Annotated in this window: 17 protein-coding genes; 4 read left to right on the forward strand and 13 right to left on the reverse strand. The window is 73.3% G+C overall.

Going from position 1 to position 16,397, the window contains the following annotated elements:
• Positions 1-73: 73 nt before the first annotated feature.
• From HL054_RS09685 to HL054_RS09715, 7 genes are all read right to left on the reverse strand, one after another.
• Complete coding sequence (locus HL054_RS09685; RefSeq protein WP_369138741.1) at positions 74-727, reverse strand: RraA family protein; 654 nt, start codon at positions 725-727, stop codon at positions 74-76.
• Entirely contained in the window at positions 724-1,218 is a 495-nt protein-coding gene (locus tag HL054_RS09690) for a VOC family protein (protein WP_369138742.1), read from the reverse strand. The genes HL054_RS09685 and HL054_RS09690 overlap by 4 nt, the downstream gene beginning before the upstream one ends.
• Positions 1,219-1,418: 200 nt before the next feature.
• Positions 1,419-2,069, reverse strand: a complete 651-nt coding sequence (locus HL054_RS09695) for an NAD(P)H-binding protein (RefSeq protein ID WP_369138743.1) — start codon at positions 2,067-2,069, stop codon at positions 1,419-1,421.
• A gap of 205 nt (positions 2,070-2,274) precedes the next feature.
• On the reverse strand, positions 2,275-2,514 hold the full coding sequence (locus HL054_RS09700) for a hypothetical protein (protein WP_369138744.1): 240 nt from the start codon (positions 2,512-2,514) through the stop codon (positions 2,275-2,277).
• 523 nt (positions 2,515-3,037) lie between these two features.
• A complete protein-coding gene (locus HL054_RS09705; RefSeq protein WP_369138745.1) occupies positions 3,038-3,733 on the reverse strand; it encodes a GOLPH3/VPS74 family protein in 696 nt (231 codons plus the stop codon).
• Positions 3,730-4,449, reverse strand: a complete 720-nt coding sequence (locus HL054_RS09710) for an ABC transporter permease (RefSeq protein ID WP_369138746.1) — start codon at positions 4,447-4,449, stop codon at positions 3,730-3,732. Before HL054_RS09710 ends, HL054_RS09705 begins: the two co-directional genes overlap by 4 nt.
• Positions 4,450-4,474: 25 nt before the next feature.
• Positions 4,475-5,368, reverse strand: a complete 894-nt coding sequence (locus HL054_RS09715) for an ABC transporter ATP-binding protein (protein WP_369138747.1) — start codon at positions 5,366-5,368, stop codon at positions 4,475-4,477.
• Positions 5,369-5,531: 163 nt separating this feature from the next.
• Between HL054_RS09715 and HL054_RS09720 the strand changes: the two genes are divergently transcribed.
• The gene (locus tag HL054_RS09720) at positions 5,532-6,734 is read left to right on the forward strand and encodes a sensor histidine kinase (RefSeq protein ID WP_369138748.1); all 1,203 of its coding nucleotides are present in this window, start codon (positions 5,532-5,534) and stop codon (positions 6,732-6,734) included.
• On the forward strand, positions 6,731-7,333 hold the full coding sequence (locus HL054_RS09725; protein WP_369138749.1) for a response regulator transcription factor: 603 nt from the start codon (positions 6,731-6,733) through the stop codon (positions 7,331-7,333). Before HL054_RS09720 ends, HL054_RS09725 begins: the two co-directional genes overlap by 4 nt.
• Positions 7,334-7,363: 30 nt before the next feature.
• Here the strand turns inward: HL054_RS09725 and HL054_RS09730 are convergent, their stop codons facing one another.
• The 5 genes from HL054_RS09730 to HL054_RS09750 all read right to left on the reverse strand — a co-directional run bounded on the left by HL054_RS09730 (position 7,364) and on the right by HL054_RS09750 (position 11,772).
• Entirely contained in the window at positions 7,364-7,756 is a 393-nt protein-coding gene (locus HL054_RS09730; RefSeq protein ID WP_369138750.1) for a nuclear transport factor 2 family protein, read from the reverse strand.
• Entirely contained in the window at positions 7,753-8,451 is a 699-nt protein-coding gene (locus HL054_RS09735; protein ID WP_369138751.1) for a TetR-like C-terminal domain-containing protein, read from the reverse strand. The genes HL054_RS09730 and HL054_RS09735 overlap by 4 nt, the downstream gene beginning before the upstream one ends.
• On the reverse strand, positions 8,444-9,292 hold the full coding sequence (locus tag HL054_RS09740; RefSeq protein ID WP_369138752.1) for an alpha/beta fold hydrolase: 849 nt from the start codon (positions 9,290-9,292) through the stop codon (positions 8,444-8,446). Before HL054_RS09740 ends, HL054_RS09735 begins: the two co-directional genes overlap by 8 nt.
• Positions 9,293-9,533: 241 nt before the next feature.
• Positions 9,534-10,607, reverse strand: a complete 1,074-nt coding sequence (locus HL054_RS09745) for a VanZ family protein (protein WP_369138754.1) — start codon at positions 10,605-10,607, stop codon at positions 9,534-9,536.
• A gap of 115 nt (positions 10,608-10,722) precedes the next feature.
• Positions 10,723-11,772 carry a YdcF family protein gene (locus HL054_RS09750; RefSeq protein WP_369138755.1) on the reverse strand — a complete coding sequence of 350 codons (1,050 nt, stop codon included), beginning with the start codon at positions 11,770-11,772 and terminating at the stop codon, positions 10,723-10,725.
• A 90-nt stretch (positions 11,773-11,862) separates the two neighbouring features.
• On the opposite strand from HL054_RS09750, the gene HL054_RS09755 reads away from it, so the two are divergent.
• Positions 11,863-13,656: a lipase family protein gene (locus tag HL054_RS09755; protein WP_369138756.1), complete on the forward strand. Its 1,794-nt coding sequence runs from the start codon at positions 11,863-11,865 to the stop codon at positions 13,654-13,656.
• A gap of 229 nt (positions 13,657-13,885) precedes the next feature.
• Here the strand turns inward: HL054_RS09755 and HL054_RS09760 are convergent, their stop codons facing one another.
• Positions 13,886-15,007 (reverse strand): DNA alkylation repair protein, encoded by a 1,122-nt coding sequence (locus tag HL054_RS09760; RefSeq protein WP_369138757.1) that lies wholly within the window; start codon positions 15,005-15,007, stop codon positions 13,886-13,888.
• A gap of 163 nt (positions 15,008-15,170) precedes the next feature.
• Between HL054_RS09760 and HL054_RS09765 the strand changes: the two genes are divergently transcribed.
• The gene (locus HL054_RS09765) at positions 15,171-16,139 is read left to right on the forward strand and encodes an alpha/beta fold hydrolase (protein WP_369138758.1); all 969 of its coding nucleotides are present in this window, start codon (positions 15,171-15,173) and stop codon (positions 16,137-16,139) included.
• Positions 16,140-16,397 lie beyond the last annotated feature (258 nt).

Genomic DNA, 16,397 nt, shown 5'->3' on the forward strand with positions numbered 1-16,397 from the left:
ACGACGGGGGGACGTGCCGGGACCGTCGGCCGGCTGGCGCGGAGCAGGCCGGCGCGACCCTCCGTGCGGTGGCTCACCGCCGGGACCGCTCGACACGCTCGCTCCGGATCTCCTCGACGGACCGGGCGTCCTCGTCGGCGATGGTCCGGGCTTCGGCCAGGACCCGGTCGAGACTGCGCGCGGGGATCACCACCCCGCCGGAGGCGTCGGCGAACACGTAGTCGCCTGGGACGACCGTGACGCCGGCGATCTCGACGGCGACGCCGGCTGCGTACGGCATCACGGTGTCCCCGCCCCATCGGGTCGCCTCTCCTCGGCACCAGCTCGCGAACCGGTAGCTGCGGAGCTCGTCGAAGTCGCGGAGCCGTCCGTCGGCGAGGACTCCCGCGATCCGGGTGTGCTGCCCACGGGACAGCTGGGTGCCGCCACCGTGCGACGCCTCCGGGTACCCGCCACTGGAGAGCACCAGCACCCGTCCGTCCGGGTGCTCCCCGACCGCCTGGTGGAAGAGCGCGCCGAACCCCGCGCCGGTCTCTGGCAGGTCGTCGCGGTAGGGCAGGTAGGCCAGGGTGGACGCCGGCCCGAACAACGGCCGGGCGGGGTCGGGGCTGACCAGGGGCAGGATGTGGGCCCGGTGGGAGTGGACCCTGCCCATCGCGTCGACCAGTGGCGCGCACCCCAGGTCGGCGGCCAGCGCGGCGCGGCCGCGCGCGTCATCGGTGCTCATCGGTCCCGGCCCGGCTCGGTGACGGGTCGGTGGTGCTGCTCTGAGCTCGCCGTCCGGTCGGCGAGGATCCCCTCGAGGATGCCCGTGGCCTGGCCGACCTCGATGAGGTGGCCGTCGGGATCGTGCAGGTAGCAGCGCAGCTCGGCTCGGCGGTCCAGGGGTTCGGTGAGGAACCGCGCTCCCTTGGCCGTGGCGTCGGTGTAGAAGGCCGCGATGTCGGCGACGCGGACGTTGAGGAAGCTGGACACGGGGTCGCCGGGCTCCGGGGCGCTCAAGCTGATGTCCGGCTTGTCCGGGGTGGGCCCACCGCCGGGGTTCATGATGATCCACCCGTTGGCGATCTTCACGATCGCCGGGTTCTCCTCCAGCACCACCTCGCCGCCGAAGACGTCGGCGTAGAAGCGTCGGGAGGCGGCGACGTCGCGCACCGTGATGAAGTGGGTGAGGATCAGCCCCTCGCTGGGGGCGGGCAGGTCCTTCTGGGTCGCCATCGGTGGTCTCCTCTGCTCGGATCCGCTACCTGTCTGGCCGCGGTGGTGCTGCTCCACAGCTGGTCTGCTCGAACCCGGGCCGCGCCCGGCTGGGCGTGCCGTGCCGCTGGTGCCCCGGTCAGACCCACCCCCGCGACGGCAGTGCGTCCGTGGCAGCCATGTGGGTGCCCGCCTCGGGCTGTCCCGGCACCGGGGCGCGCTCATCGGGTGTTCGCCCGGACGGCGGCGGTGATCGGCGTCTCCCCCGCGGTGAGCTCGAGGATCTGCCGGCGGATCCGGGGTTCGTGCAGGAGCTCGGCCAGCGTGGCGGCCACGTCCTCACGCGCGATCTCATCGTGCGGCTGGGCCGGGCCGAGCGCGACCCTCCCGGTCCCGGCGCGGTCGACGAGCATCGAGGGCCGGACGATCAGCCAGTCCAGGTCGCTCGAGCTGACCGCGACGTCCGTGAGCTTCTTCACCGCGAAGTAGTGCTCCTGCTCGTCGTCGAGAGCGCGCTCACGCCAGGCCTCGGGGAGCACGGAGACCAGCACGAAGCGCCTCACCCCGGCACCGCGGGCGGCGTCGAGCGCCGTCACGACGCCCTCCCCGTCGACGGCATCGGTGACCTCCTTGCTGCCACCGTTGGAGCCCGCGGCGTACACGACCACGTCGACCCCGACGAGCAGGGCGGCCAGCTCACCGGCGGTCATGGCACCGATGTCACCGACGTGCACCGTGCTGCCCCGCGCGGCGAGACCGGCTCGCTGGTCGTCCCGACGCACCAGTCCCGTCACGACGTCTCCTCGCCGGGTCAGGTCGTCTGCGAGCACCCCGCCGACCCCACCGCTGATCCCGATGACGAAGACCCTCATCCCCGATCCCTCTCTGCGCCTGGGGGCCCGACGGGCCTGACCGGCCCAGGACCGCTGTGGCCTCGTTCCGGCAGCCGACGACGGTGACGGGCGGCAACGTGGAGCTGGAGCCGTCGGGTCGCTGGGCGCGCGATGCCCTGCCGGGGTGCGTCCGCCCGCGCTGATCGCGTCGCCGGCGCCGCCGCCGTCGACCGGTTCCTGCTCGTCACGGCGTGAACAAGGTGGCGGCGATGGAGCCCAGCGGCATGAACGAGAAGCTCCCGTAGAAGGCCAACGCCCACCGGGGCGATGCCATCACGGCGCTGCCCGCCACGATCGGCGACCTCATCGCGCCCGCGGCGGGGTCGAACGGGCGCTGGTCCAGGCGCACCGTCTCGCGACGCGGGCCCGGCGGTCTCCGCACTGCGCGCTTCGGCGACCCTTCCACCAGGCTCGTCGTCGTCACGGCGTGAGGATCGCGCCGCCGGCGGCTGGTTCGCGTCGGTAGGAACCCCGCATGGTGCCACCGGACCCCCCGCCTCAGCGGCCGTACGCAGCGGCGCCCGCACGGCGCCACCCCGTGACGCTCGACCAGCGCCCGGCTGCCCTGCCCACGCGCCACCGAGGGCGAGGCCAGAGGTGCCGCGACGCAGGACGCCAGGTGGCGTCCGGACGCGAGCGGTCAGGCACCCGCGGGCGGACGCTCGTCCTGTCCGGCATCGACAGAAGAACGGGCTCGTCCCAGCCGCCACTCGGCCGTCGCCGGGGCAGCGGTGGAGCCGGTCACGCCGAGGTGCTCGGCCACCGGCCGACCGAGGGGGCGGATGGTGCGCCGCCCGGCCGTCCCTGGTCCCGTCTCGACGGGCCCGCGTCGCCCTGGTGGGGCGTCCGGCAAGCGGTCGCGGGCCTGCCGTCCTCGATCGCGGGAGTCCGCGGCGAGCTGCCGAGCCGCGGTGACCGACGCCGGCTCGGGGCCGGTCATCGGACGCTCACGTGCTCGTACCCGACACGCTGATGGCGACGGCGGCGCTGGACGCGGCGATCCCGGCAGCCGTCCGCGCCACCGCCGTCCCGACCGCCGCGGGGCCCCACTCGCCACGCTGCAGCTCCTGGGCCCGGGTCGCCGTCCGCGTCGTCCAGGGCAGCGGTGGCCGCAGTGAGGGCAGCGAGCCGCTGGCGGACAGCAGCCCGATGAGGGCTGCGGTCCGGGCGTCGGGCTCGTCGCCGTCCTCCAGCACCCGGCGGATGCGCACCCGCAGCTGCGCCTCGTGCCGCTCGTCGTCGGCCGGCCACCTCGTGCTGCGGAACACGCCGAGCCAGCGGCGTTCCTCCCGGCGCAGCAGCCCGCGGTCGACCAGCCGGTCGCGGACCACCTGCCACAAGTCGGCGCCGAGCGCGAGCAGCAGCGGCTGCACCCGCTGGGGCCTCGCGGCCACCGTGTCGTAGGCGGACTGCAGCAGCGGGTCCGGGAGCGGCCCGGTACCCGCGGGGGTGACCCGCGGGCCGTTCACGATGCCGGTGTCGTCGGTCTGCACCCGGCCGAGCAGCGCGAGCTCGGTGAGCACCGCCCCGCCGAGCGTGTAGTACAACGTCCCGGCTCCCTGCACGGAGGCGCCGTCGTCGTCCATCAGCAGCAGCATCAGGTCGTCGACGATGAGCAGGTCGCCACCGCTCGACCCGGTCACCGGCGCGGCTCCCAGCGGAAGAACCGCGCGGCGAGCGCGACCGAGACGACGACCCAGCCGACGGTCGGGAGCAGCAGGAGCAGCGAGTCGGCCACGGGGACGCCGCCGTTCCAGGCATCGATGACCAGCTCGGTGGCCGAGCCGCCGGGCAGCAGACGCTTCAGCCAGGGCATGCTCTCCGTCCCGGCGATGCCGATCCAGCTCGCCACGGCGATGGTGCCGAGGCTGATGGGGAGGGTGGTGACCTGCGCCTGCTCCGGCGACCCGGTCACGCCGGCAGTGGCCACCCCCAGGGCGAGCAGCATGAGGAACGCCGCGAGGACCGCCGTCACCAGGAGCGCGACATCGGCCGGGCGCCCGCTGACCACGGCGAACACCCCGAGGATGACCGCGGCCTGGAGCACCGAGATGACCACGACCGGGAGGACCGAGCCGATCAGGATGGCCGGGTCGCCGACCGCGGTGGACCGCAGCCGCTTGAGGAAGAGGGTCTGCCGGCGGGCGGCCAGCGTGGTCACGATCGTGGCGTAGAGGCTGAAGGCGCCGACGGTGAACACCAGCACCGCGCCGATGTAGCCGAGACCGCCGTCCCCCTGGAACGTGTCGCGGGAGTAGATGAAGAAGGCCGCGGCCGCCGCCGGGAACAGCAGGTTGGTGATGAGCACCGAGCGGTTGCGGAAGACCTGGATGAGCTCGCTGCGCGCGATGGGGAGCATGGGGTTCCTCGTGGAGGGGGATGGGTCAGGAGGTGGGCTCGGAGCCGACGGCACGGAAGACGTCGTCCAACCGGGTGGGGTTCGCGGAGAGCCCGAGCAGCTCGACGGCCTGGGCGTCCGCCCAGTCGAGCAACTGCTTGAGGTCGGCCTGGACGTGGAAGGTCTCGATCACGTAGGTGCTCCCGGAGACCGGTGCCGAGTGCATCGGCGGCGTCGCGGCGTCGGGGGGCAACGAGAACTGGATGGACGCCGGCAGGGCCCGGGTCAGCTCCGACACCGTGCCCTGCTGGCGCAGGGTGCCGTCACGCATCAGCCCGATGCGGTCGGCCCGCTGCTGCGCCTCTTCCAGGTAGTGCGTGGTCAGCACGACCGTGGACCCGTTCTCACGCAGCTGCTGCACGGCCTCCCAGAGCCTGTCCCGGGACTGGATGTCCAGCCCCGTGGTGGGCTCGTCCAGGAAGATCAGCTCGGGTCGTCCGTAGACGGCGGTGGCGAAGTCGAGTCGTCGCTTCTCGCCCCCGGACAGCTGGGACACCAACGTGTCGGCCTTGCGCGTGAGGTCGACGACCTCCAGCACGTCGTCGACGACGTCCGAGCGCCCGGTGAGCCGGCCGATGAGCCGCACCGACTCGGAGACGGTGAGGTCGCCCGAGAAGCCGCTCTCCTGGAGCATGATCCCCGTCCGCGGCCGTACCGCACGCCGGTCGGTCGGGCTGTGGCCGAAGACGCGCACCGTTCCCGACGACGCCGTCCGGTGCCCTTCGACCACCTCCAGGGCGGAGGTCTTGCCTGCTCCGTTCGTGCCGAGGAGTGCGTACAGCTCCCCGGGCTCGACCTGGAACGACAGGTCCTTGACTGCGTGGAAGTCGCCGTAGCGGACGTTCAGCTCGTCGACGTCGATGACGGGGTTGGCGGACATGCGTCCATCGGACAGGCCGCCGACGGGACTGCCCAGTGCCGCGGCGTCACCTCCCCGGCATGACCCTGCTGGGGCTGTCCCCGTGACACGGCGTCACTACCGGCCGGGCGCGCAGGGCCTCAGGATGAGCTCCACCCCTGCCCCCTCGTACAGGAAGCCGCTGATGGAAGCTCTCCGCTCGCGCCGGGCGCTGCCGCGCCCGTCGGCAGCGCCGCGGTCGCCCGGAGCGGCCCGGTCGTCGCGACGTCGGTTCCGGGCGCTCAACCTCGCCGTGTTCCTGCCCGTGCTGTCGGCAGTGGGGGTGCTCCTGGTGGCCCGGCAGGCCCAGACGTGGCAGCAGGCGTGCGTCCTCGGGCTCGGCCTCGGAGCTGCGGTCGTCGCGTTCGAGCGGTGGACGGCGGGCGACCTGGCCCGGGTGGCGGTCCCCTGCCTGGCCGTCGCCGCCGCGGTCTGGCCCTACGGGGTGCTGGTGATCGACACCAGCACTCAGGGGGCGTACTACGCGCTGGCCCTCGTGGGCGCCCTCGTGGTGTCGCAGCTCCCCCGCCACCGCGCCGTGGCTGCCCTGGCGCTGACTGCCTACGTGGCGGCGGTCGGCGGGCTCGGACTGGTCGCCACCGCCGAACCCGGCGTCGGCGACCTCATCGCCGAGGTCATCGTCCCGACCGGTTTCACGGCGGTCCTCACCGGCCTGATGTTCCCCAACAAGCAGTTCTACGACGTCGTGGCCGAGCTCGAGGAAGCGCGGGAACGCGACGCGGAGCTGGCGGTCGTCCGCGAGCGGATGCGCTTCGCCGGCGACCTGCACGACATCCAGGGCCACACGCTGCACGTGGTGAAGCTGAAGATCGCGCTGGCCCGGAAGCTGCTGCACACCGACACCGCGCGCGTGGAGCAGGAACTGCGCGAGGTGTACGCCCTGGTCGGCGACACGATCGAGCAGACCAGGGAGCTCGCCTACGGGCGGCGGAAGCTCAACATCGCCGCGGAGCTCGAGAACGCGAAGAACCTGCTGGAGGCCGCGGGCATCCACGTCCGCGTCGACTGCCACGCCGGGGACTCCCGCGCCGACGAGCTCCTCGCCCAGGTGCTGCGGGAGACGACGACCAACATCCTCCGCCACTCGCGAGCCACGCTCGTCCGGATCGCGCTGTCCGCGGACGGCCTCACCGTCGTGAACGACGGGGTCGACGAGAAGGGTCTGCCGGAACTCCGCGGGCTCGCCGACCTCGCCCGCCGGATGACGGACGAGGGTGGCGAGCTCACCGTCCAGCGGGCGGACGGGTGGTTCCGGACCGCGGCAGCCTTCCTCGCGCCGGCGCCCGAGGGCGACCGGGCGGCGACGGCCGGCGAAGCGAGTCCATGACCACCGTCGTGCTCGCCGATGACGAGATGCTGCTGCGGAGCGCGCTCGCGTCGCTCCTGCCCCTGGAGGGGGACATCACCGTGCTGGCGGAAGCAGCCGACGGCGCATCGGCGGTGGCGGCCACGCTCACCCACCGGCCCGACGTGCTGGTGATCGACCTGGAGATGCCCGGGATCGACGGGCTGGAGGCCGTGGCCGACATCCGCCGGGTGCTGCCCGCGCAGGTCGTCCTCATGCTCACCCGGCACGCCCGGCCCGGCGTGCTGCGCAGCGCCTTGAAGCTCGGGGTCCAGGGCTTCGCGAGCAAGGCAGCCGAACCCGCGCACATCGCCTCGGTCATCGCAGCCCTGCACGACGGCCGGAGGTGGATCGACCAGGACGTCTCGGCCGCGGCGATCGTCGACGACTGCCCGCTGACCGACCGGGAGCTGGAGGTGCTCGGGGTGACGCGCGAGGGCTACTCCGTCGCCGAGATCGCCGATCGGCTGCACCTGGCGCACGGCACGGTGCGCAACTACCTGTCCAGCGCGATGCAGAAGACCCAGACCCACACCAGGCACGAAGCGGCTCGTTACGCGCGTGAGCACGACTGGCTGTGAGCCCTTCCGGCGGGCACGTCCACGAGGTCGTCAGAACATCCCGTTGTCGTTGGCGGAGTGGTCGGGGACGACCTGCAGGACGTCCCAGTGCTCGACGACCTTGCCGTCGGCGTCGAGCCGGAAGACGTCGATGCCGGCGTAGTCGTGGTCGCCGGGCCAGGTCTGGTGGCAGTGCAGGACGACGAGGTCGCGCTCGGCGATCACGCGGACGAACCGCACGTGCTTGCCGGGGTGCTCGCGGGCCATCCGCTCGAAGTAGTCGACGAAGGCGGCCTTGCCGTCCCCGACGTGCGGGTTGTGCTGGGTGTAGCTGTCCCCCGCGTAGCGCTCCAGCGCGTCGGCCGGGCGGCACTGGTTGAACATGAGGTCGTAGAAGGACCGCACGGTGTCCTTGTTGCGCTCCAGCTGGTCGGGGCTCGTCACGGCTGCGACTCCTCGCTCAGGCGGCCGGTGGGGCTGACGTCCCGTCCGCCGACGACGGTGATCGCGCCATCATCGGGGTCGTGACGCCGATCTGGGTCCAGGCCCTCGCCTCCGACGACACGACCGTCGGTGGGGGTGGCGCGCAGGCCGCGGTCGATGAGGTCGACGAGCCACTCGAAGCTCTCGTCGACGTCGGTTGCCCACTGGAACCCGCCGGTCGCCTGCAGGGTGGCGAAGCCGTGGAAGACGCTGCGCAGCGCACGCAGGGCGTGGGTCGTCTGCTGCGGAGGGACGTCGTAGCCGCGGAGCACCGCAGAGAAGGGGCCCAGCCCGCGGACCGCCGCGATCGTCACCGGGTCGTCGGGTCCGGTGGCGGTGAGCCCGATGGTGGCTGCGTACCGGCCGGGGTGGGTGACCACGAAGTCCCGCATCGCCCGGGCGGCCGCCCCGAGTGCGTCCCGGCCGGCCCGGCCCTGCGTGGCCGCGCCGATCGCGTCGGCGACCTCGTCGAGGGCGAGGACGGCGATCCGCCGGTGCAGGTCCTCCTGGCTGGCCACGTGCTTGTACAGCGACGGGGTGCGGACGCCGAGCCGTTCGGCCAGCCGTGCCATCGTCAGCTCGGGGAAGCCGATCTCGTCGGCCAGCTCGGCCGCGGCCGCGACGACCACCCCGGCATCCAGGCCCGCCCTAGGCACCGTGACCGTCCTGGGTGTGGTCGGCGAGGAAGGGCAGGACCACGGCGAGGACCTGCTGGGGGTGCTGGGCGTGCGGGTAGTGCCCGGCGCCCTCGATCATCACCAGGCGGCCCAGGCCGGTGGGCAGGTCGGCGACGATCGCCTCGCCCTCGGCCTCCGGCGACGCCCAGTCCGGGTCCGCGCTGCCCTGCACGACCAGCACCGGGCAGGTCACGTTGGGGAGCTGCTCACCGGCGTCGGTGGGAGCGATCCTGAGCATGGCCTGCAGTGCCTTCATCCGGCCCGGCTCCGCGAGCATGGCGGTGATCTGCTGCATGCGGCTGTCCCAGTCCGCGGGCTTGGTACCGGGGTAGGCGGCATCGAGGTACTTGGCCCACTGCCGACTGCTGCCCAGGACGGTGGTGGCCATCAGGTGGGTGGCGCCGCGCCGGTAGGTGCCCACCCGGAAGTCACCGAGCTTGATCTGCTGCTTGCGGGTGAACGGGGCGAGCTCGACCACCGCCGTCACCAGCTCGGGGGCCTGCGCTGCGGCGATGGTGACCGCACCGCCGGCGATCGAGTGGCCGACCAGGACCGCGGGCCCGCCCAGGTGCCGCACCAGGGCGATGAGGTCACCGGCGAGGTCGGTGCGGGTGTAGCCGGTCCAGCCCACGCTGGTGTCGCCGTGGCCGCGCAGGTCCACCGCCGCGACCCGGTACCCGGCCTCCACCAGGGCGGGGGCGAGGAAGCGGTAGGCCGCGCGGCTGTCGCCCATGCCGTGCGCGAGGACCACGAGGGGACCTGCCGTGCCGCTCAGCTCGTAGGCGATGGTCCCACCGTCGATGGTCAGGTACTCGGTCATCTCGTCCTCCGTCGCACTGGCTCATGCTGTTAGCTCAAAGCTAGTGCTATTAGCCAACACCGTCAATGACCAGTTCCCGGACGTCGCCAGCGGGGCAGCCGGCAACTGACGTCACGCACGGGAGCCGGGTCCACCCACGGTCCCCCGCAGCCGCCGGCGTGGGAGGACTGGCTGTCGCAGCCGGCGAGCTACCGCAGCAGCCGGACGCGGCGCCCGGCGGACAGCCCACCGGCACGCCGACTCACGCCGGTTCCTCCGCAGCCTCGACCGCACCGTCACGGCCCCGCCCGCTGACGCGCAGGTCGGTACCGGTCAGCAGGTCCTGAGGGGCTCGGTCGTCCCGTCGGAGGGCGACGGTGCCGATGACCGCGGCGACCAGGCCGGCCCACAGGACCAGCGGTGCCACGACGACGAGCCCGGGCAGCTCCGCAGCCCGGTCGCCGGTCCAGCGCGAGAACGCAGCGACGACGAACCACGGGCCCGCGATCAGGACGCCCCGCACCACCAGTGCACGACGTGCAGCGGGGCGGCCGTCCCGCTGCACCACTGCGGCCCGTACCAGGCGCTGCCCGGGGGTGGCTCCTCCGGTCAGGAGCGGGACGGCGACGAAGACGAAGAGCAGGGAGACACCCGTCCCGATCACCGAGCTGCCGTCGAGGAGGCCGACGAGCAGGAGGTCGACCGCAGCAGCGGTCGCTCGGCGCAACGGACCGGACCTGCCCGGGCGTGCCGCCCCGTGGCCCGGGTGCGGCACGACCACGACCACCGGCGCGAGCAGAGCGCCGATCAGGGCTCCGCAGACGTTGGTCAGGACGTCGTCGACGTCGAGGACGCGGTAGGCGCAGTCGTAGAGCCCGAGGACGCCGGTGCCCTGGACCACCTCGATCGCCACCGAGGACGCCAGTGCGACCACGAGGACCCGGGGGAGCGACCACCCGAAGGAGCGCCGGAGCAGCACACCCCCGGGGACGAACATCGCGACGTTGTAGAGCAGCTGGAACAGGGCGGGGCTGGACGACAGGGAGTACCCCTCGGCCAGGTCACCGCGAACTGCCCCGACGAAGGCGAGTGGCTCCAGGTTCCTCCCGACGCAGACCACGTCATCGGGTGACGGCAGCGGGAGCAGCGTCAGCGCGACCACGAACACGGCGTAGGCACCGAAGAGGTAGACGCCCGCCGCGCGCCCCCGGTCGACCACCCCGAAACGCCGGTACTGCACGACCAGCACCGGGACGGCCAGCACCGCCAGCACCAGCAGAGCGAGGACCGCACCCAGGCCCAGCTGCCCGCGGAAGGCGTCGAGCACCGTGATCACATCGGCTCCCTCGTCGACCGTGGGTGTCCGACCGTCATGCCGTGCACTGCCCGTGGCCGGACGTCGACGCCCGACGTCCATCGCGACCGCCTCGATGCGCGCACCAGGCCGGTGGTCATGCCGCAGTCAGGGACAGCCAGGCCAGGCCGGCCATCCCCACCACCGCGAGTCCGGAGAGCGTCACCAGGAAGCGCTGGCCGACCATCACCGCCACGAACTCGCGGAGGTACGCGCTCGGCCAGTAGTAGAGCGCGGTCGGGCAACCGACCGCCTGGGCGTCGATGCCCGACCGCCGCGCGAGCAGCGCCGCTCGGGGAGCGTGGTAGTTGCTGGTGACGATCAGGTAGGGCTCGGGGACCCCTCGTTGCTCCAGCAGCCGCGCGCTGAACCGGAGGTTCTCCTGCGTGGTGCGTGAGCGGTCCTCGACGATCACGTCCTCGTCGGCGACGTCGTGCCGGCGCAGCCACTCCGCCATGGCCGCCCCTTCGGCGCGCGGCTCGCCGGGCCCCTGGCCGCCGCTGGGGACGATCGGCAGCTCCCCCGTCCGCCCCCTCAGCTGCTCGACGGCGGTGACGGCACGCCGCAGGCGCGCGGCGAGCAACGGGGAGACCTCTCCCGCCACCAGACCGGACCCGAGCACGATCACTGCCCGGGCCTCGGCACGCCGGGCGATCCGTGCGTAGAGCGCGGTGTGCGTCGCGAAGACCAGGAAGAGCAGACCGGCGCACGCCTGTGCGGTCAGCAGGCCCACCGCCAGAGTGCCGGTCACGGGGTTCTCGTGCCGGAGCAGTGCGACCAGGACGATCGGGAGACCGATCATCGACAGCCCGGCCAGCAGGGAGAGGGCATTGGCCAGCGATCTGCGCTCCCGGCGCAGCACGAGGACACCGTCGAGGACCAGGAGCAGCGGCAGGAGGGCGAGACCGAGCCCGACCAGTGCTGCGGCCGCGAGGAGGACGACGCCGGCGGCGATCTCCAGCCCTCGTGACCGGGAGACCACGACGGCGACCGAGGCCACCAGGTAGTGGACGAGGAGCACCACCAGGACACCGTTGCGGAGGGACCGCGGGTCCCTCCGCAGCGACCAGACCAGTGCTGCGCCCACGACGAGGACCCCGAGGAGAGCAGCCAGACCCCGGCCGGCGAACTCCGTCTGGGCGCCCACGCGTCGATCCAAGCACCCGGGGGGCAGGCGCAGACAGCAGACCCGGGGAACCGTCCGATGTGCAGGTGAGCGGTCCCCTAGGGTGCGGTCATGCCGGTCGGGAGCCCGTACCGCCGCCTGAGCCGCCGGATCCGGGCACTGCCCGGACTGCTGTCCCGGGCGCCGTGGTGGGTGCTCCTCGTCGTCGGCGTGGTGACCACCGCGCTCGGCGTGCTCCTGGCCGTGCGTCCGCTCAGCTCGTTGACCGTCCTGGGCGTCTACATCGGCCTGAGCTGCGTCGTCTCCGGACTGGGCGACCTCGTGACGCGTCGTCACGCTGCCGGATGGCGACCGCTCGTCAGCGGCGCCGGCTGGGTCCTCACCGGCGTCGCCGTGCTGGTCTGGCTCGGCAGGAGCCTCGAGCTGCTCGGGCCCTCGGTTGCCGTCCTCCTCATCGCCAGTGGCGCCGTGCGACTGCTCGACCTGCGCCGCGGCCCGACCGCGGACCGGGCGCTCTCCGGTGTGTTCGGCCTGTCGGAGATCGCGTTCGGCCTCGCCGCACGCTGGTGGCTCGATGCCACCCTGCTGGTCGTCGCCTTCCTGTTCGGCGTGCGCACCGCCGCCTTCGGTCTCTCCCTGCTCTGGCGGGGGGTCGGGCTCGCCCGTCGAACCCCCTCGGGTGCCCGGCGGCCGTCCCGCGGCGCCGCCCTGAGGTGGACGGCCGCAGGCGTCGTCCTGCTGGTGGCGAGCACGACGCTGGCGGTGAGCCACCAGTTCCGGCAGGGCGTCCCGGTGCTGGACGGCTTCTACGACGCCCCGGACGCCGTCCCCGACGAGCCCGGGCAGTTGCTGCGCGTCGAGCCGTACAGCGGGGACCTACCGCCCGGCCTCGTTGCCCACCGCATCCTCTACACGACGACCGCCGACGACGGCGTCCCCGCGCTGGCGAGCGGCGTGGTCGCGGTGCCTGCCGAGCCCACGGGTCGGCCTGTCCCCCTGATCGCCTGGGCACACGGCACGGTCGGTGTCGCGCGAGCGTGCGCGCCCAGCCTGGGCCGCGACGCCATCTCCACCGAGGGCATGCCGGCCATGGACGCGCTGGCCCGCAACGGGTGGGGGATGGTCGCCACCGACTACACCGGCCAGGGCACCGAAGGGGACTTCCCGTACCTGATCGGGCAGGGTGAGGGGCGCTCGGTCCTGGACGCCGTCCGCGCCGCGCATCAGGTCCCCGACCTGGACCTGTCGCCGCAGACGGTCATCTGGGGGCACTCCCAGGGAGGCCACGCCGCCCTGTGGGCCGGCCAGCTCGCCCCGACGTACGCGCCGGACGTCGCCGTCGTGGGGACCGCCGCGCTGTCGGCGGCAAGCGACCCGCTGTCGCTCGCGCAGGTCGTCACCGCACACCCCGGCGCCCTCGGCGCGAGCCTGGGCATCTCCTTCGTGGTCGCCGCGTACAGCCGGTGGTACCCGGACATCTCCCTGGACGACGTCACCCCGGCGGCGCGGACGCTCGTCCGGGAGGCAGCCGCGCGCTGCACCAGCGAGCCGGGGAGCCTCGTCACCGTCCTGACCGGCGTCGCGGTCTCCGCGGACACCCCCATCCTCCGGTCGGACCCGACGACCGGCGCGATCGGCCGTCGACTGCGCGAGAACGTGGCGCTGGGGCCCTGGACCGCACCCCTGTTCCTGGCCCAAGGAGGCGTGGACGAGGTCATCAGCCCCCGTCTCCAGGACGACTACGTGTCCCGGCTCTGCGCTGCCGGGCATCCCCTGCGGTACACGAGGTACGCCGACAGGTCGCACATGGGCGTGCTCGAGCCCGACTCTCCCCTGAACGCCGACCTCGAGCAGTGGACGGGCGACCGGCTGGCCGGCCTCCCCCAGGGCAACACCTGCGGCTGACCCATCGCCCCTCGGATCACCGACCGTCGTCCCCTGGGCATCGGGGGTGGTCCGGTTGGCACTGGTCATCTGCACCCCGGCGTTGCCGACGAGGCGCCGGTCATGACGGGCTCATCGGCACGGGCGGCGGCGCGATCGCACCGCACACCGGCTGGTGTCGCCGCCGGCCCTCCGAGCTCCGGAGGTCCCCTCACCCGGATGACCGACCCGCCCTGCCGAGCAGGAGGGGTCAGGCCGGATCTGTCTCCGTCGGCGGCAGCAGCTCGAACGGCGCCGGCCCCGTCAACACCCCGTTCACCTGCAGTGCGATCGCATGAGCGCCCGGGTGGTAGCGGCGGGTGGTGATCTGCCGGAAGGAGTGCCACCGGTCGATCTCCAACTCCTCCCCCACGGCCAGGTCCCGGCTGGTGAGCTTGAAGGTCTTGGCCGTCGAGCTCCCATCGGCCTTGCGGTGGTGGACGACGTAGTCGATGGCGAGCCGGGCGCCGTCGGCACCGACGTTCCGGAGCACGGCGCGGAAACGAACGCTGCCACCCCACGGGACCTGGGCTTCGAGGACGTGCGGGCCGTCGACGTCCACCGCAGCCGGCGCGAAGCCCAGGAGGCCGAGAGCACCGGGGTGACCGCGTTTGACGAGCGTCCGCAGACCGCGTCGCACGAGGGCAGCCGTCGTGGGCGCGGGGGCGTCGAGCCATCGGTGTGCCGTGTCGACGACCAGGTCCGGTTCGTCCCGACTGAGGTCGTTCAGGTGGTTGGCGACGGAGCGGCGCACGTACTCGCTCTCGTCCCGGTACAGCACGTCGAGGATCGGCACGGTGACGCCGGGGCGGTCGAAGAGCTCCGGGACACGCGTGGCCCAGGGCAGGTAGGGGCGGGTGCCCTCACTGGCCAGTCGCCGCACGTGTTCGTCCGGGGAGACCGTCCACCTCCGGACGCTCTCGAGTGCCAGGTCGAGGTCGTGGCGGAGGAGCGTGCGGACCGCGAACTCCGAGGTCAGTCGGCCCGTGAGCTCGGCGAGGAGCGCCATCGCGTCCGTGAAGTCCGCGGCACTCCCCCGTTGCACGGCACGACTGGCGACCGCGCTGGTGACCGGCCAGATCAGCCACCCGCCGAACGCGGGACCAGCATCCGCCGCCGCACGGACGACGTCCGCCAGGGCGCGGTGGTCGCCGGGGACGTCGGCGAGCAGCGCGTCGCGCAGCAGGTCGGCCCGTTCCCGCAGGGGCAGGCCGTCGAGCGCGCCGGCGGCGTGCGGGAGCACGCGCAGCGATCCGCCGGGGGCCGCGGCCTGGATCGAGTGGAACAGCGTGGTGGCGACCTGCGGGCCGATGAGCTCCTCAGCGAAGGGCATGGCTCCATGATCGGCGCCCCGAAGGACGCGTGGCCGGGCGCGCTGCCCTAGGAGCACCGCACCCTGGGCCGGACGAGAGCCAGCGCCCACAGTCGGCCGTGCCATCCGGCACACCGCGCCTGCTGATCCGCTCCGGAGCAGCGGCCACCACGAGGAGACCGACATGTCGGGCACCGAGCAGCACACCGTCGAAGGACAGTCCCCAGACACCATGCGCGACGCAGCCGAGCCCTCACGGCGACGTCCCCGCCTCGATCGCCGCCATCATCGCCCGACGGTGGTGGACCTTCGGCACACCGTCACCCGGAGCCGTCGTCGTGGGCTCACCTCGGCGGCTGGAGTCGTCACCGCGCTCGTCGCGGCCCTCGGGCTCGCTGCTCCCGCCAGTGCCGGGGGCGGCCACGACGACCGCGACAAGCCGACGGTCGTCATCGTCCACGGCGCCTGGACGGACGCAGGGTCCTTCAGCGACGTCCAGCAGCGGCTGCAGGAGCGCGGCTACCCGGTGCTCGACTTCGCCAACCCGCTGCGGTCGCTCAGCGGCGACAGCGCAGAGCTGGCTTCCTTCCTGGCGAACCGGACGAGCGGCCCGGTGGTCCTCGTCGGCCACTCCTACGGCGGCGCGGTGATCACCGAGGCCGCGACCAGTGACCCCGACGTCCGCGCCCTCGTCTACGTCGACGCCTTCGTACCGGACAAGGGCGAGAGCCTGCTGGCACTGCTCTCCAGTGCGGGCCCCGTCGACCCGTCGGCCCTGTTCGACATGGTGCCCTACGCCGGAGCGCCGGAGGGTGACGTGGACCTGTACCTGAAGGAGGCCGCCTTCCACGCCACGTTCGCGAACGGACTCCCGCGCAAGGACCAGGAAGACCTCTACGCCCGGCAGCGCCCGATCACGTTCAGTGCGGTGAACGAAGCGACGGCGAACGAGCCCGCATGGACGTCGCTGCCCTCGTGGTACGTCGCGGGGACCGAGGACGGCTCCATCCCGCTGGCGCTGCAGGAGCGCATGGCTTCCCGCGCCGGCGCGGAGCTCACCACCGTGAAGGCCGGGCACCTGGCCATGACCAGCTCCCCCGCCACGGTCGCGAAGGTGATCGAACAGGCCGCCACCGCGACGGCCCGTCCCTGAGTCGACGTCGCCGCAGGGCGGGGAGCCGGTGGTCCATCGGCCTCCCACCCTGCGGCGGCGACGCGGGGACCTCCCGCGTCAGAGCGACGCGGCCGCCTACCTCAACGGCGCTTCCCTGGACGTCGACGGCGGCTACAGCGCCCGGCCGGCGTCCGCGCACACACTGCCCGCCCCGACGACGTCGACGTGTCGGCGGGGACACCCCCCGCAGCGTCGGCGGCGCCGTCCCGGCCGCCGGGCGGACCGTCTCCCGCGGCT

Origin of the sequence: Modestobacter versicolor (genome assembly GCF_041028285.1) — a bacterium.
Lineage (GTDB): Bacteria > Actinomycetota > Actinomycetes > Mycobacteriales > Geodermatophilaceae > Modestobacter > Modestobacter versicolor_A.

Coding starts and splice junctions, on each gene's coding strand:
- HL054_RS09690 (WP_369138742.1), bottom strand. CDS start 1,218: ATGGCGACCCAGAAGGACCTGCCCGCCCCCAGCGAGGGGCTGATCCTC.
- HL054_RS09760 (WP_369138757.1), bottom strand. CDS start 15,007: ATGCCCTTCGCTGAGGAGCTCATCGGCCCGCAGGTCGCCACCACGCTG.
- HL054_RS09725 (WP_369138749.1), top strand. CDS start 6,731: ATGACCACCGTCGTGCTCGCCGATGACGAGATGCTGCTGCGGAGCGCG.
- HL054_RS09755 (WP_369138756.1), top strand. CDS start 11,863: ATGCCGGTCGGGAGCCCGTACCGCCGCCTGAGCCGCCGGATCCGGGCA.
- HL054_RS09740 (WP_369138752.1), bottom strand. CDS start 9,292: ATGACCGAGTACCTGACCATCGACGGTGGGACCATCGCCTACGAGCTG.
- HL054_RS09765 (WP_369138758.1), top strand. CDS start 15,171: ATGTCGGGCACCGAGCAGCACACCGTCGAAGGACAGTCCCCAGACACC.
- HL054_RS09710 (WP_369138746.1), bottom strand. CDS start 4,449: ATGCTCCCCATCGCGCGCAGCGAGCTCATCCAGGTCTTCCGCAACCGC.
- HL054_RS09695 (WP_369138743.1), bottom strand. CDS start 2,069: ATGAGGGTCTTCGTCATCGGGATCAGCGGTGGGGTCGGCGGGGTGCTC.
- HL054_RS09685 (WP_369138741.1), bottom strand. CDS start 727: ATGAGCACCGATGACGCGCGCGGCCGCGCCGCGCTGGCCGCCGACCTG.
- HL054_RS09715 (WP_369138747.1), bottom strand. CDS start 5,368: ATGTCCGCCAACCCCGTCATCGACGTCGACGAGCTGAACGTCCGCTAC.
- HL054_RS09720 (WP_369138748.1), top strand. CDS start 5,532: ATGGAAGCTCTCCGCTCGCGCCGGGCGCTGCCGCGCCCGTCGGCAGCG.